This is a genomic window from Rossellomorea sp. QJM3NY_18 (genome assembly GCF_056173145.1).
Window position 1 is genome coordinate 1,863,489 of sequence record NZ_CM149659.1, and the last position, 16,650, is coordinate 1,880,138.

General features: G+C 42.8%; 14 protein-coding genes. All 14 read left to right on the forward strand.

Annotated features, from left to right (window positions below):
* Positions 1-25 precede the first annotated feature (25 nt).
* The 14 genes from AC0VXY_RS09550 (at position 26) to AC0VXY_RS09615 (ending at position 16,464) form a co-directional block, all read left to right on the forward strand.
* A complete protein-coding gene (locus tag AC0VXY_RS09550; protein WP_435991266.1) occupies positions 26-1,030 on the forward strand; it encodes a polysaccharide deacetylase family protein in 1,005 nt (334 codons plus the stop codon).
* A 28-nt stretch (positions 1,031-1,058) separates the two neighbouring features.
* Positions 1,059-2,300 carry a M16 family metallopeptidase gene (locus AC0VXY_RS09555; protein ID WP_475527614.1) on the forward strand — a complete coding sequence of 414 codons (1,242 nt, stop codon included), beginning with the start codon at positions 1,059-1,061 and terminating at the stop codon, positions 2,298-2,300.
* 916 nt (positions 2,301-3,216) lie between these two features.
* Positions 3,217-3,450, forward strand: coding sequence for a YlmC/YmxH family sporulation protein (locus tag AC0VXY_RS09560; protein ID WP_060669651.1), 234 nt, complete (start codon positions 3,217-3,219; stop codon positions 3,448-3,450).
* A gap of 174 nt (positions 3,451-3,624) precedes the next feature.
* Entirely contained in the window at positions 3,625-4,527 is a 903-nt protein-coding gene (gene dpaA / locus AC0VXY_RS09565) for a dipicolinic acid synthetase subunit A (protein WP_475527844.1), read from the forward strand.
* A complete protein-coding gene (gene dpaB, locus AC0VXY_RS09570) occupies positions 4,524-5,117 on the forward strand; it encodes a dipicolinate synthase subunit B (protein WP_435991260.1) in 594 nt (197 codons plus the stop codon). Before dpaA ends, dpaB begins: the two co-directional genes overlap by 4 nt.
* Before the next feature lie 199 nt (positions 5,118-5,316).
* Entirely contained in the window at positions 5,317-6,366 is a 1,050-nt protein-coding gene (gene asd / locus AC0VXY_RS09575) for an aspartate-semialdehyde dehydrogenase (RefSeq protein WP_435994536.1), read from the forward strand.
* Positions 6,367-6,450: 84 nt separating this feature from the next.
* Positions 6,451-7,689, forward strand: coding sequence for an aspartate kinase (gene dapG, locus AC0VXY_RS09580; RefSeq protein ID WP_475527615.1), 1,239 nt, complete (start codon positions 6,451-6,453; stop codon positions 7,687-7,689).
* 22 nt (positions 7,690-7,711) lie between these two features.
* On the forward strand, positions 7,712-8,584 hold the full coding sequence (gene dapA, locus AC0VXY_RS09585; RefSeq protein WP_475527616.1) for a 4-hydroxy-tetrahydrodipicolinate synthase: 873 nt from the start codon (positions 7,712-7,714) through the stop codon (positions 8,582-8,584).
* A gap of 286 nt (positions 8,585-8,870) precedes the next feature.
* Positions 8,871-10,538, forward strand: a complete 1,668-nt coding sequence (locus tag AC0VXY_RS09590; protein WP_475527845.1) for a ribonuclease J — start codon at positions 8,871-8,873, stop codon at positions 10,536-10,538.
* A 145-nt stretch (positions 10,539-10,683) separates the two neighbouring features.
* Positions 10,684-11,418, forward strand: a complete 735-nt coding sequence (locus tag AC0VXY_RS09595; RefSeq protein ID WP_435994532.1) for a ClpP family protease — start codon at positions 10,684-10,686, stop codon at positions 11,416-11,418.
* Positions 11,415-11,621, forward strand: a complete 207-nt coding sequence (locus tag AC0VXY_RS09600) for a YlzJ-like family protein (RefSeq protein ID WP_034760106.1) — start codon at positions 11,415-11,417, stop codon at positions 11,619-11,621. The genes AC0VXY_RS09595 and AC0VXY_RS09600 overlap by 4 nt, the downstream gene beginning before the upstream one ends.
* Positions 11,622-11,805: 184 nt before the next feature.
* Positions 11,806-14,169, forward strand: coding sequence for a DNA translocase FtsK (locus tag AC0VXY_RS09605; protein ID WP_435991253.1), 2,364 nt, complete (start codon positions 11,806-11,808; stop codon positions 14,167-14,169).
* 424 nt (positions 14,170-14,593) lie between these two features.
* Positions 14,594-15,319 carry a GntR family transcriptional regulator gene (locus AC0VXY_RS09610; protein ID WP_060669639.1) on the forward strand — a complete coding sequence of 242 codons (726 nt, stop codon included), beginning with the start codon at positions 14,594-14,596 and terminating at the stop codon, positions 15,317-15,319.
* Positions 15,320-15,369: 50 nt separating this feature from the next.
* Positions 15,370-16,464 (forward strand): BMP family lipoprotein, encoded by a 1,095-nt coding sequence (locus AC0VXY_RS09615; RefSeq protein ID WP_435991251.1) that lies wholly within the window; start codon positions 15,370-15,372, stop codon positions 16,462-16,464.
* Positions 16,465-16,650 lie beyond the last annotated feature (186 nt).

Genomic DNA, 16,650 nt, shown 5'->3' on the forward strand with positions numbered 1-16,650 from the left:
TGTAGGAGAAGGAAGGTGGACAGGGATGGAAAAAAAATACTTGATTGGAATTAGTCTAATTGCTATTCTGACTTTAGTAGTAGTGGAGAACCCTCTATCAAATCAGTATGTGAACGGGTTAAAACAAGAGACGGTAGTAGTGAATGGGCTAAACAGCACAAACGACCTCACCCGTATGATAAAAGAGGAAGCCAAATCAAGAGAGATACCGGCTCAGGATGCTGTGATAGATACCGTTTGGAAAGCCACACCTGGATATAATGGATTGAAAGTAGATGTAGAGGCGTCTTTACACAACATGAAGAAAGAAAAATCGTTTGATGAAGACAAACTGATTTATAAACAAATCCCTCCTGAAAAGCACTTACCTGATTTACCTGCATCTCCTGTCTATCGAGGGAATCCTGATAAGCCCATGGTGTCCTTTATTATCAATGTAGCGTGGGGAAATGAATACATCCCTGATATGCTTGCAACTTTGAAAAAGCATCAGGTATATGCTACGTTCTTTCTAGAGGGGAGATGGGTGAAGAATAACCCTGACTTGGCGAAGATGATTGTGGATGCAGGGCATGAGGTGGGGAATCACTCGTATTCCCATCCTGATATGAAAGTGCTTGAAGCCATCAAGGTAAGAGAAGAATTGAAAAAAACTAATGAAATGATTGAAGTGACCACCGGTGAAAAAGTAAAGTGGTTTGCTCCCCCAAGTGGCAGCTACAGGGATGAAGTCGTGAAAATTGCAGATGAAATGCATATGAGGACGATCATGTGGAGTGTGGATACGGTTGACTGGCAAAAACCACAACCCAATGTGCTGATAGAACGTGTAATGGGTAAGATGCACAAAGGGGCGATTGTGCTCATGCATCCTACAGCTTCAACAGCCAATTCCTTGAACACACTGATTCTTCAAATAAAAGAAAAAAATTTAAGGCTGGGCACGATCTCAAGTTTAGTGAAAGAAGAGAGAATCGTAGATGAGGCAGATAATTCAACACAACAAGGAGATAGTAAGAAGAAGCAGTAACTTCGCATCATGAATAGGAGGAACTTTCTTGATTAAGAAATATACATGCCAAAATGGATTGCGAATCGTACTGGAAGAAATTCCACACGTTCGCTCCGTAGCAATAGGGGTCTGGATTGGAACCGGCTCACGTAATGAAACCGAACAAAATAATGGGATCTCCCATTTTCTTGAGCATATGTTTTTTAAAGGCACAAAGACCAAAACTGCTCGTGAAATAGCCGAGTCCTTTGACAGCATAGGCGGACAGGTAAATGCATTTACTTCAAAGGAATATACGTGCTATTATGCAAAAGTATTGGACAATCATGCGGATTATGCATTACATACACTTTCTGATATGTTCTTTAACTCTACCTATGTAGAAGAGGAATTGAATAAAGAAAAAAATGTGGTGTATGAGGAAATCAAAATGTATGAAGATACTCCTGACGATATTGTCCATGACCTACTTAGTAAGGCAATTTATGAAGAGCATCCACTGGGGTATCCGATTTTGGGAACGGAAGATACACTGAACACATTTAATCAGTCTAAATTGAAGGAATACATGCATGACATGTACACACCTGATCAGGTAGTAGTATCCGTTGCGGGAAATGTGGATGAGACATTCATCAAAGAAGTTGAAAAGTTATTCGGTTCATATGAAGGTGGAAAAGGGCCGGAAGAGAGGCTAAAGCCTGCTTTTCATTACAATAAACTTGCCCGTAAGAAAGACACGGAACAGGCACATTTATGCTTAGGTTTCGATGGTCTTGAGATCGGTCACCCCGACATTTACAATTTGATTGTGTTGAATAACGTATTGGGTGGCAGTATGTCTTCCCGTCTGTTCCAGGAGGTCCGCGAACAGAGAGGACTTGCCTATTCTGTATTTTCCTATCATTCCGCATACGAAGACAGTGGGATGGTGACCATTTATGGGGGAACGGGGGCCAATCAATTAGATCAATTATTCGATACTATTGACAGTACACTGCAAGCTCTTAAAGCAGAAGGGATCACCCCTAAAGAACTGCAAAACAGCAAAGAGCAGTTAAAAGGAAACCTTATGCTGAGCTTAGAGAGCACCAATAGCCGTATGAGCAGGAACGGAAAGAATGAATTACTGCTGAAACGACACCGGACACTGGATGAAATCGTCGAAGAAATCGATGGAGTGACCATGGATAAAGTCAATCGTCTGGCTTTGGACCTCTTCACAGATGACTACGCTTCATCACTCATCAGCCCGGATGGAAACCTGCCTCAAAATATGAAAAAATGAACGTAAAGAGATAGGGACATAACTAAATCCATTCCCTCTAATGACAAATAATCAAATAATTAGTTAGGGTCACTTGCAATACCGCTGCCCGATTTCCGTGCAAGACTTCGCTTTCCTCGGGCGGAAGGCGAGCCTCCTCGTCGCTTTTCGCTCCTGCGGGGTCTCACCTATTCCGCTTTTCCCGTAGGAGTCTTCGTCTTGCACTACAATCAACAGCTAGAACCTGCTATAATACACTGAATATGCTTTAACAACAATAATAATAAAAGGTCCATTTCACTAAGGTTCTTGTTATTATTGTTCGGTCATTTAAGGTGAGTTGGAGTAGAATGTCACATCTGGTAAGAAAGAGTATTTGTATGATTAACTGTAATCGCTCACTTCAACTAATAGAATTAGAGTTGGCATATGCAATGGTGTAGTTGTTATAGTGAGACACTTACACTTGGAAAGTTGATTGTAGCGGAAGGTGCTCGACTCCTGCGGGAAATGCGGGAAAGCCTGAAAAGCGGAGGTGGCTTGCTCAGCCCTGACAAGCATAAGATGAATGGGCTAAGAAGGCGTTTTTGTGCCTTCTTGGACCATTTAGCTTATGACCTCGAGGGGCTAGCCACCGTAGCTGGATCTTGAGACCCCGCAGGGCTTTAGCCCGAGGAGGCTCAACTCACGCCCCGCGGAAAGCGAGCACCTGGAGCGGAAATCAACCACTTCTCACTACATCCAAACCAAAAATATTTACGTAAATAGCCAAATGATGAATCCGAACGATTTCGAATTTCAAATAAAGAAACTCGAATGATCGTTCGGATTTTCTTTTTAACTAAACACTACTTTAATGGAACGATAAGTTCTTCTTCTAAAATATGTGGACAGTGTATACATTGTACTACATAGCTTTTTTTAGGAGGACACGATCATGAGGTTAAGTGAATTAAGCGGGAAGGAAATCGTTGATTATAAAAAAGCGGAGCGGCTTGGTATTCTGGGGCAGACAGATCTTGAATTTAATGATAAGTCAGGCAGCATCAATGCGCTGATCATCCCTACCGGGAAATGGCTGAGGAAGCAGGGAGGAGAAATCCGGGTTCCCTGGCATCAGATCAGGACAATCGGGGCAGATATGATCATTTTGGAAGTCTCGGATGACTAATTAAATACTACATCAACACAGAAAACGGGTCCTGGCCCGTTTTTTATTTTGCCTGCTTTTCTAAAACCATCCATACTTGCTTTTCTTCTCACCCATTGGGTGTGTGCTACATACACTGTTGAAGTGAAAAGGGATTTAGAATAGCGATTATGTAAAAAGTAGGTGAAATCAGTGATGCTGACCGGAATGCAGATCGCAGTTCTAGGCGGAGATGCTCGTCAACTTGAGATTATTCGAAAGCTTACGGAGTTAGATGCCAAAATATCACTCGTAGGTTTTGAACAACTAGATCATGCCTTTACAGGTGCTACGAAGGAAAAACTAGGTGAAGTGGACTTTTCAGTGATGGATGCCATAATTTTACCTGTACCCGGCACGAGTCTACAAGGAGAAATAGATACGATATTTTCAAATGAGAAAATCGTGTTAACGGAAGAAATTGTATCTGAAACGCCAGAGCACTGTACGATCTATTCAGGAATTAGTAATGCGTACTTGGATCAAATCATGTCTTCAACGAACCACAAACTTGTTCAGTTGTTTGAAAGAGACGACGTTGCCATCTATAATTCCATCCCTACAGTAGAGGGAACGATTATGATGGCTATTCAACATACAGACTTTACGATTCACGGATCCGACATCGTGATTTTGGGGCTTGGCAGAGTGGGTATGAGTGTGGCCAGGACGTTTCATCATTTAGGCGGAAGGGTGAAGGTCGGAGTGCGCAAAAGTGAGCATTTGGCCCGGGTGACAGAAATGGGGTTAGTGCCATTCCACTTGGATGATTTGGAAAAAGAGGTTGAAAATTGTGATATTTGTATTAATACAATTCCGGTGCATATAGTGAAGGCTGGCGTCATAGCCAAAATGCCTGCCCATACATTAATTATCGATTTGGCTTCAAAGCCGGGCGGTACAGACTTTCGTTATGCAGAAAAACGCGGGATTAAAGCATTGTTAGCCCCTGGGCTCCCAGGAATCGTAGCACCGAAAACGGCAGGGCAGATCCTGGCGAATGTTCTTTGTCAATTATTAGAGGCAGATTTTGATTCAGGAAAGGAGAGTTCATCATGAGTGTGAAAGGAAAACGTATCGGGTTTGGTCTCACAGGATCTCATTGTACGTATGATGCAGTATTCCCCGAAATTGAGAGATTAGTGAATAATGGAGCGGAAGTCATGCCGATTGTAACATCTACCGTTATGAATACTGAAACAAGATTCGGTAAAGGAGAAGATTGGATCAAACGAATCGAAGACGTAACCGGGCATAAAGTGATCGATTCAATCGTGAAGGCAGAACCCCTTGGTCCGAAGCTTCCACTGGATTGTATGGTGATTGCCCCCCTTACAGGTAATTCAATGAGTAAATTTGCCAATGCAATGACCGATTCACCAGTGTTAATGGCCGCCAAAGCAACATTACGTAACCACCGCCCTGTAGTACTCGGAATTTCCACAAATGATGCTCTGGGATTAAATGGTATAAATCTGATGAGATTAATTTCAACGAAAGATATTTATTTTATTCCATTTGGGCAGGATGCACCTGAAAGTAAACCAAAGTCGATGGTTGCCAGAATGACGATGATTCAGGAGACGATCGAATCGGCGATGGAAGGGCGTCAGCTTCAACCCGTCGTCATCGAAAGATATTTAGATTAATTCAAGCAGAAGGTCATCCTCTCGAGAAATTCAGATGACCTTCTTTTCATGCATGTAAAGATATACGAACCCGGAATCATCAATAAAAAATCCTATTGTCGAATAATTGTTTATGTTAAAATATTCTTTATTATAGTAATAGACTAAATTAACTTACCTATTGTACTATGAGAATATTGAATGGTTGGAAGGAGAGAAGATTTTGAATACAACGGGATTTCATGTAGCTGTTGTGGGTGCCACCGGTGCCGTAGGACAACAAATGCTTCAAACATTAGAAAAAAGGGATTTTCCAATAAAACAATTAACTTTACTATCATCAGCACGTTCTGCGGGTTCCACTGTCATATTTAAAGGGAAAGATTGGACGGTTGAAGAAGCGAAGCCTGAAAGTTTTGAAGGGGTCGACATCGCTTTATTCAGTGCAGGTGGAAGTGTATCAAAACTTCTTGCTCCTGAAGCCGTAAAACGCGGGGCAGTCGTAGTCGACAATACGAGTGCATATCGAATGGATCCGGATGTTCCACTTGTAGTCCCGGAAGTAAATGAAGAGGACATTAAGCTTCACAACGGAATCATTGCCAATCCGAACTGTTCGACGATTCAAATGGTTGCAGCACTCGAACCGATCCGCAAGCAGTATGGCTTGAAGAAAGTAATCGTATCCACTTATCAAGCCGTTTCAGGCGCCGGTGCCGTTGCCATCGATGAACTCCACGCGCAATCACAGGCCATTTTATCCGGCGAATCATTTGAACCCGGTGTGTTACCTGTAAAAGGCGACAAAAAACATTATCAGATTGCTTATAATGCCATTCCTCAAATTGATGCATTTCAGGACAATGGCTTTACATTCGAAGAAATGAAAATGATCAATGAAACGAAAAAGATCATGCATATGCCTTCTCTAAAGGTATCAGCGACATGTGTCAGATTACCGGTTGTAACAGGTCACTCCGAAAGTGTATATATTGAAATTGAGAAGGATTCTGTTTCGGTGAAAGATATCCACGCACTTCTTCAAGATGCACCTGGGGTAACCCTGGAAGATGTACCTGAAGAACAAATTTATCCGATGCCTGCACATGCTGTAGGTAAGCCGGATGTATTTGTGGGTCGCGTCCGTAAGGATCTTGATGAAGACAGAGGATTCCATATGTGGGTTGTATCTGACAACTTACTGAAGGGGGCTGCCTGGAATTCTGTTCAAATCGCAGAAAGTTTAATGAATCTGGGGCTAATTAAGTGAAGAGGGATCATCTCAGCTATGAATTTGCATAATTCCACTAATCGTTTTCCAGATACCTCTTGAATATGACAACGAGGTGTAGTCATGAAAGTGATCGTTCAAAAATTTGGTGGAACTTCTGTACGTGATGAGGCAAGTCGCCTGAAGGCAATTGCCCATACGAAACAAGCAATTGATAAAGGGTATAAAGTGGTGGTAGTCGTTTCAGCAATGGGAAGAAAAGGTGAACCCTACGCCACAGATTCCCTGTTGTCATTAATCGGTGGCAGTAACACTTCAATCAGCAAACGGGAGCAGGACCTTTTATTATCCTGTGGAGAAATCATTTCAAGTCTGGTATTTTCCAATATGCTCCTTGAGCATGGAATCCAATCAACAGCCTTGACCGGAGCTCAGGCAGGGTTCCGGACGAATAACGATTTTAACAATGCAAAAATTATAGAGATGAAATGCAGCCGGTTGGTAAGGGAACTGGAACATCATGATGCCGTCGTAGTGGCAGGCTTTCAAGGAGCGACCAAGGACGGGGATGTGACAACTATCGGCAGAGGGGGGAGCGATACCTCCGCCTCAGCCCTTGGTGTCGCATTAAAAGCAGACTACATCGATATTTTTACAGATGTGGAAGGGGTCATGACTGCTGATCCACGTATTTCTTCCAAGGCAAGACCGATAACGGTGGTTTCATATAATGAAGTGTGTAATATGGCATATCAGGGAGCCAAAGTAATCCATCCTAGGGCGGTTGAAATTGCCATGAATTCGAATGTGCCGATACGGATTCGTTCAACCTATTCAAATGGGGAAGGAACTCTTGTGACGACACTGGAAAATACAAAGGCCCATAAAGAGTTCAGGAGTAACCCCGTCACAGGGATCGCTCACGTATCCAACCTCACCCAAATTAAAGTATTCGCTAAGGAAGACCAGTACAATCTTCAAGCCGAAGTGTTCAAAGCCATGGCCAAAGAGGGGATCAGCGTCGATTTTATTAATATTTCCCCGAGAGGTGTCGTATACACGGTGGGTTCTTCTGTAGCGGATGATGCGATCAGGGTATTAAGAAAGATAGGGCATAACCCCATCATAGAATCGGAATGTGCCAAGATCTCAGTGGTGGGGGCGGGAATGACAGGTGTCCCCGGGGTGACCTCTGCTATTGTTTCTTCCCTATCCAACGAAGGGATCCGTATACTTCAATCAGCAGACAGCCATACGACCATCTGGATTCTGGTGAAGGAAATTGACTTGATCAATGCCATCAATGGCCTTCATGATACATTCCAATTGCAAGAAGGAAATGCTACATTCAGAGTGGGATAAACATACGAGGAGAGTGACTAGATTGAATTTTGGCCGCGTTTCTACGGCGATGGTTACGCCATTTGACCGTAAAGGAAATATTGATTTTACTAAAACGACGCAATTAATCCATTATCTGATCGAAAATGGATCCGATTCATTAGTAGTAGCAGGCACTACCGGTGAGTCTCCCACGTTAACGAAAGAAGAAAAGATCGCACTATTCCGTCATGTCGTGAAAGTGGGGAATGGCAGAATTCCGGTCATTGCCGGGACGGGAAGCAACAACACCCATGCTTCGATCGAACTTACTAAAAAGGCGGAGGAGGCAGGCGTCGATGCCATCATGCTTGTAGCGCCTTATTATAATAAGCCGAGTCAGGAAGGAATGTACCAGCATTTTAAGGTGATTGCAGAATCAACTTCCTTACCTGTCATGCTTTATAATATTCCGGGCAGATCAAGCGTCAATGTCTCACCTGAAACGATTATTCGTCTCTCAAAGATTGAGAACATTGTTGCTGTGAAAGAAGCAAGTGGGGATCTGGACAGTATGACTGAAATCATTTCCCATACGACAGATGATTTTATGTTGTACAGTGGTGATGACGGTCTCACCTTGCCGGTATTATCCATTGGAGGAGCGGGAATTGTGTCAGTGGCTTCCCATGTCATCGGAAATGAGATGCAGGAGATGGTCTCATCCTTTTTAGGAGGGAACATCATCCATGCAGCGCAAATGCATCAAAAGCTCCTTCCGATCATGAAAGGCCTGTTTACTAGCCCGAACCCCACTCCGGTCAAAACGGCCCTCCAGATGAAAGGCCTGGACGTTGGCTCTGTGCGATTGCCACTGATCCCCTTAACAGAAGTGGAAAGAGCAAAACTGTCTCACTTGCTCGAAGCGTTATCTTAATATAATGCACTTGCTATATCCTAAAGACTGTGAAGAGATGTCCTTCACGGTCTTTTGTTTTTTCTTATAGGGCAAGATCCTTTTGTACTCTGAGAGAGATAATTATTCAAAAGAAGAAGGATTTATTCTTACCGTATCGAAATAGTAACGTAGAATAAATGATTGCAGTCTTTTTCCTAATCCTGAATACGAAGGATAAAATTGGTTGTACTACCAAAATGGTATCAAGTATAATGAATATAACTGATTAAAGATCGGGGAAGGCACAGCATAGGAGGACATAATGGTGAGTAAGATAAAGAATGAAAGCATTAAGGTGATACCACTCGGGGGAGTGGGAGAGATTGGCAAGAACATGTACGTGATTGAAGTTGACCATGAAATATTCGTGATCGACGCAGGACTAATGTTTCCTGAAAATGAAATGCTCGGGATCGATATCGTCATTCCTGACATTCACTATTTGATTGAAAATAAAGAACGGGTAAAAGGGATCTTCCTGACTCATGGACATGAAGACAGTATTGGAGCGATTTCATATGTATTAACGAAGATCAAGGCTCCAGTCTATGGAACACGCTTAACGAATGCATTGGTAAAGGCACGCTTGAAGGATGAACATATCAGGGATGATGTGAAGTTCTATACGATTCATTCTGACAGCTATCTTACTTTTGACGGTGTGAATGTTACGTTCTTTAAAACCACGCACAGTATTCCTGATTCAGTCGGGGTTTGCATACATACCTCTGAAGGAGTCATCGTCCATACAGGCGAATTCAAGTTCGATCAATCCGCAAAGCATCTTTACCGTCCTGATTTAGGCAAGATGGCGCAAATCGGTGAGAAGGGTGTCCTTTGTCTGTTGTCTGACAGTAAAGAGGCCGAGAGACCAGGGTTTACAACACCAGAGTCGGTTATCGAACAACATATCACGGACGCCTTGAGAAAAGCATCAGGGAGAGTGATTGTGTCATGCTTCGCCTCGAATTTAATTCGTCTTCAGCAGGTATTTGATGCAGCGGAGCAGAATAATCGAAAAGTGGCTGTGGTCGGTAAGAGCTTAAAGAGAGTCTATGATGTAGCCTTGAAACTCGGATACCTTCATGTCCGGGATGAAATGATCATTGGAATTGACGAAATGGAGGATTATCCTAAAGATGAAGTCCTCATCATAGCAACTGGAACTCAAGGAGAACCGTTTGAGGCCCTTCAACGGATGTCCAAGCGTTCCCATCGTCTTGTAAACATTGAAGAAGGTGACACCGTCCTCATTACCGCCACACCTTCCCCAGGCATGGAAGTGATTGTGGGCAGGACGATCGACATGCTGTATAGAGCCGGGGCAAATGTGTTAACCGCGACAAAAAAGGTTCATGTGTCAGGTCATGGGAGTCAGGAAGACTTAAAGTTCATGTTGAATATCATGAAACCCAAGTACTTCATACCGATCCAGGGTGAATATAAAATGCTTGTCGCTCATACTCAGCTCGCACATGATACGGGACTTCCTTATAAGCAGATCTTTATCATGGATAAGGGGGATGTGCTTCAATATAAAGATGGGAAGATGAGAATGAGCGGCCGTGTTCAGGCAGGTAATGTATTGATCGATGGAATCGGTGTTGGGGACGTAGGGAATATTGTCCTTCGTGATCGTAAGTTATTATCGGAAGACGGTGTGTTTACGGTTGTCATCACCATCAACAGAAGATCCAAGTCTATCGTCTCAGGACCTGAAATCATCTCCAGGGGATTCGTATACGTGAGGGAGTCCGAGGAATTGATCGAAGGGGCAGGGGGAATCGTGACGGATGTGGTTCATTCCTATCTGCAAAAAGGATCTTTTGAATGGACAGCGATCAAGCAGGACATCCGGGATCAACTAAATTATTTCCTATTTAATAAAACACGAAGAAGACCAATGATTTTACCGATTATCATGGAAGTATAAAGTGGGAGGCTATTTGTTACGAACAAATAGCCTCATATTTATTTGAACCCTAAAGAATAAAGTATGAAAACACTCCCATATTAAAATAATAACAAGAGAATGGGAATGAAAAGGAGATGTTTTCATGGAACAAAATCGTGAACATATGCAGGATGAGCCAAACAAAGGACAGGATGATCAGAAAGACAAACCATCTGGATTGATGGAAAAGATTCAACAGCTGGGTCAAACGAATGTTCCACAACTTTCTCAAGACTCCAATATTCACTGCCTCACCATTGTGGGTCAGATAGAAGGACATATGCAGCTTCCACCTCAAAATAAAACAACAAAGTATGAGCATGTCATCCCCCAGCTTGTGGCCATTGAACAAAATCCCAAGATCGAAGGGCTGGTTGTGATTCTGAATACTGTGGGGGGAGATGTAGAAGCAGGTCTGGCCATTTCCGAAATGATAGCCTCATTATCCAAACCTACTGTTTCAGTCGTGCTTGGGGGAGGACATAGCATCGGGGTTCCAATTGCTGTATCTTGCGACCACTCTTTCATTGCAAGTACGGCTACCATGACGATCCACCCTGTTCGATTAACCGGTTTAGTCATCGGTGTACCCCAAACTTTTGAGTATCTGGATAAAATGCAGGATCGGGTAGTCAGCTTTGTCACTAACCACAGCAATATCACCGAAGAGGATTTTAAAGACCTTATGTTTGCAAAAGGGAACCTCACTAGAGATATAGGTACGAATGTGGTAGGGGATGATGCCGTGGGGTACGGATTGATCGATGGGATTGGCGGCATCGGGTCGGCAATCAGAAAGATCAATGAATTGATCGAGATGAAGAAGCATGCAGATACTCAAGAGGGGCTAGTGCAATGATCCTCTATACAATGGTTCCCAATGACCTGGTGTTCCCGACCGATGGAAGTGAATTCAGCGGACAAATGATGATAAACTATCAGGGCGTTCCCCTTCTGGTTCAGCAGGAGGAAAACAAATATCGAATCATCAGGGTCATGAGCAGTGATCCCGCCCATTACTTAAATGATCAGATATGCCCAGGGGAATATCTCAACAATTAAGTGAGAAAGAGGATTTTCCCGAAATAGTGGTTATGTTATAATATTACTCAGAAGACAGTAGATACGATAAGTTCACGGGAAGGGTTTGACACCTTAGGCACATACAATGCCCCAAAGGGTCGGCCCTTTCGTCATCTTTTAGTACATAACTCAGATAGACTTCAACAGAATTTAGGTGAATGGATTGGCAAAACGGAAAAAAAGAAAAAAACGCTCCCAAACCGGCACTGCACTGAAACAGACGATCAAGTATGAGATCATCGGATTGATCCTTTCCGCATTAAGCTTGATATCCATCATTGAGCTTGGAGCCGTTGGAAAGGCACTTGTATATTTTTATCGTTTTTTCCTAGGGGAATGGTATATGATAGCCCTTCTATGGATGCTGTATGTAGCGGGCTACCTGATGATTAAACGAGAGGTACCGATGTTGTTCAGCAGGAGACTTGTCGGGGTGTACATCATCATTGCAAGCTTCCTCCTATTAAGTCATGTGAAACTATTCGATCTCCTTTCAAATGGCGGTTCATTCTCTAATCCCAGTGTCATCATGAATACGTGGGACTTATATTGGATGGACGTCAATGGTGAATCCAGTACATCCGACCTTGGGGGAGGAATGATCGGCAGCATCCTGTTTGCAGTTTCCTACTTTCTATTTGATTCACAGGGAGCGAGGATCGTCAGCGCAACTTTCATTATGATCGGCATCATCCTCGTGACTGGTAAATCTATTGGGGACGTACTTGGAAGAGCAGGGAAACGCTTTGGTGCGTTCATGAGTGGGCAATGGTCTGCATTTAAACAGGATATGAGCGACTGGAAAGAAGAGCAATCTAAGAAAAAAGAAATAAAAGAGAAGAAAAAGCAAGATACACCATTGAGAAAAGAGGAACCCCCTGAACCAATGCTTCCCGTGGAAGAAGAAACGCGGGAACCGATCATTTCGAACTTCGCAGAGCGTGCATATGGCGGATCACAATCAAAAGATGATCCAGTCTCTTCACGAGGCGGGACAAGTAATGATAAAGAGGCTTCTTCATCTGAAAAAGAGGGCGATTCGAAAGGGGAAGCGGAAGCAGCCCCGCCAATCACCTTTACGGAAGTGGAAAATAAAGATTACAAGCTTCCTTCAATCTCTTTATTAAAAACCCCGAGAAAAACGGATCAGAGTAACGAATATCAATTGATACATGCCAACGCGGCTAAGCTTGAAAGAACATTTCAAAGCTTCGGGGTAAAGGCGAAAGTGACGCAAGTCCATCTTGGTCCTGCAGTCACAAAGTATGAAGTACATCCAGATGTAGGGGTGAAAGTAAGCAGGATCGTCAACTTGAGTGATGACCTGGCGTTGGCCCTGGCAGCGAAAGATATTCGGATTGAAGCCCCGATTCCGGGTAAATCGGCCATCGGTATTGAGGTCCCGAACTCAGAAGTAGCCATGGTGTCCCTGCGGGAGGTACTTGAAGCGAAGGAGCATAACAAACCCGATGCCAAACTGCAAATTGGCTTAGGACGTGATATTACCGGTGAAGCGGTGCTCGCTGAGTTGAATAAAATGCCTCACTTACTAGTAGCAGGGGCAACAGGAAGCGGTAAGAGTGTATGTATCAATGGAATCATCACGAGTATACTCATGAGGGCAAAGCCCCATGAGGTAAAGATGATGATGATTGATCCGAAAATGGTCGAACTTAACGTATACAATGGAGTCCCACATCTCCTGGCACCCGTGGTAACAGATGCCAAAAAAGCGTCCCAGGCTTTAAAGAAGGTTGTAAGTGAAATGGAGCGCAGGTATGAGCTATTCTCTCATACGGGAACGAGGAATATTGAAGGTTACAATGACTACGTTAAGAGACAGAATATAGAAAATGAAGATAAACAGCCCCTGCTGCCTTATATCGTTGTGATTGTAGACGAGCTGGCGGATCTCATGATGGTAGCTTCGAGCGACGTGGAGGATGCCATCACAAGGCTTGCACAGATGGCACGTGCTGCCGGAATCCATCTTATTATAGCAACGCAGCGTCCATCGGTAGACGTCATAACAGGGGTCATAAAAGCCAATATCCCGTCTCGGATTGCCTTCGCCGTATCGTCCCAAACCGATTCCAGAACGATCCTGGATTCCGGTGGTGCTGAGAAGCTATTGGGAAGGGGCGATATGCTTTTTATGCCTGTTGGGGCATCCAAGCCCACAAGGGTGCAAGGTGCATTTTTATCAGATGAAGAAGTAGAAGAAATCGTCGACTTTGTCATCTCCCAACAGAAGGCTCAATATCAGGAAGAAATGATTCCCGATGAAGTGCCGGAGGATGGGAAGTCTGGGGAAGCGGAAGACGAGTTATATCATGATGCCGTCCAGTTGATTGCGGAAATGCAAACAGCATCCGTTTCTATGCTTCAAAGGAGATTCAGGATCGGCTATACGAGGGCTGCTAGATTGATCGATGAAATGGAAGTAAGGGGAGTCGTTGGCCCTTATGAAGGCAGTAAACCCAGAACCGTACTGGTCGGCAAACCATCAGAAGAGCAAAGTTCATAATGGAAGGTGTGTTACTCTATTCATATCGAAGGGGGTAACATGCCTTTTTTTGTGGTTGAAATGAGCAAATTCCACCATTTGAATACGCTTTAATGAAAGAGATACGGGTTTATCCACGAATGTGTTATACTATTAAAAGCGTTTACAAATGTAATGCCATTGTTGTGAGTATGTAAAAAATGATAACGGAAAACGTTTTGTCTGTAAAAATGTAGTTAATTTATCCCATTTAAGCCCAATTTATCAACTGTTTTTTCAATTTTTTTACAGAAAAGGATTCAAAATTGTCATTCTAATCATTTTTTTCGACAAAATCACACAATGCTATTTATTTATCAAAAGAAAAGTGTTATAGTATTTTCGATTAGTAGGAAAGATATACATCAGAGGTCTGATGTCTTGAGAAAATGTGGTGGTGGTTCCAGTGACAATAAAAACAGATAATCGGCATTTATACTTACAGGTAATTGACCGTTTGAAGAAGGATATCGAAGCGGGAATATACAAAGAAAAAGAAAAACTCCCATCTGAATTCGATCTTTCCAAACAATTAGGTGTAAGTAGGGCGACTCTTAGGGAAGCTCTCAGAATTCTTGAGGAAGAAAGTGTCATCGTACGACGTCATGGTGTAGGTACATTTGTAAACGCCAAGCCGCTCTTCACTTCTGGTATCGAGCAGCTGAACAGTGTAACGAACATGATCAAACAGGCTGGTATGGAGCCAGGGACCATTTTCTTAAGCTCAACAACTCAAGAAGCTACTGAGGATGATGTGAAGAGGTTTACTTGCAATGAAGAGGACGATGTGATCCTCATTGAAAGGGTTCGAACCGCAAACGGGGAACCGGTTGTATATTGTGTAGACAAAATTCCTGAGAAAGTCATGCCGAGGAATTTCACACATGAGGATAATTCGATTTTCACTGTTTTAGAAAAACGGGAGAATAAGAGAATTACCCATGCAGTGGCACAAATTGAACCAATGGGATATCACGATAAAATCTCCCCTATTCTAAATTGCGAGCCGGAAACGGCGTTACTCGTTTTAAAGCAAATGCACTTTGATGAAAACGATGAGCCGATCCTGTATTCCGTAAACTATTTCAGATCAGACAAATTTAGCTTCCAGGTATTAAGAAAGCGCGTATAACAGCAATCCATCTTACTACTAATTTATTACAATAATAGGGGGTACTCTAGGTGAAAAAACGTAAATTCGGTTTAGCGTTGTCATTTGTTCTGGCAGCAGGTACATTATTAGGTGCTTGTGGAACAAGCGAGGACAAAGAAGGTGCATCTAGTGGTGAAGGCAAGAAAGAAGATCAATTTACTGTAGCAATGGTTACAGATGTTGGTGGCGTGGATGATAAATCATTCAACCAATCAGCATGGGAAGGTCTGAAAGCCTTCGGTAAAGAGAACGACATGGAAAAAGGTAAAGATGGATTTGACTATTTACAATCACAATCAGATGCTGACTATGCTACGAACTTAAACAAATTAGCTCGTCAAGATTTTGACTTAGTATATGGTATCGGTTTCCTTATGGAAGGTGCAATCACTGAAATTGCACAACAACAAAAAGATTCACACTTCGCAATTGTTGATGCTGTAGTGGATCAACCAAACGTTGCAAGCATCATGTTCAAGGAGCAAGAAGCTTCTTTCCTTGCTGGAGTAACAGCTGGACTTGCGACTAAAACGAACAAAATCGGATTTATCGGTGGTATGGAGATTCCGGTAATCGAACGTTTCCACTCTGGTTTTATTGCTGGTGTTAAAGCGGTCAATCCTGATGCGGAAATCGTTGCAGACTATGCAGGTGCATTCGACAAAGCTGAACTTGGACAAACAATCGCATCAAAAATGTATACTCAAGATGTAGACGTAATCTTCCACGCAGCTGGTGGAACAGGTAATGGTTTATTCAAAGAAGCACGCGACTTGAAAGAAAAAGATCCTTCACGTGAACTTTGGGCAATCGGAGTTGATTCTGATCAATCTGCAGAAGGTAAAGTAGGAGATCATAATATCATTCTTACATCGGCTCTTAAGCGCGTTGATAACGCTGTAGTGGATCTTTCCACTAAAGCTAAAGAAGGAAATTTCCCTGGTGGAGAACAAATCCTATACGGTCTTAAAGAAGATGGGGTAGGACTTGCTGAAATAAATGACGAACTTTCCAATAAAGATGAAGTCATGAAAAAAGTAGATGAATGGAAAGAAAAGATTACTAGTGGAGATGTAAAAGTTCCTGAATCTATTAAAGATGCGGAAGCTTTCTCAGCTAACTGATCGAACAAGAAGGAAAGTGGCCGGAAGATACCCGGCCGCTTATCCTCCTGAAAATAGATTCATAAATAAATAGAAATTTAATTGAAGTATAGAAAATTTCTATCTTTCATTTAGATTTTTATTCGGGGAAACCCTTTTTTTTCTGAGTAGTGAAGGTCTGACCTCTAACTACTAGATAAATATCCC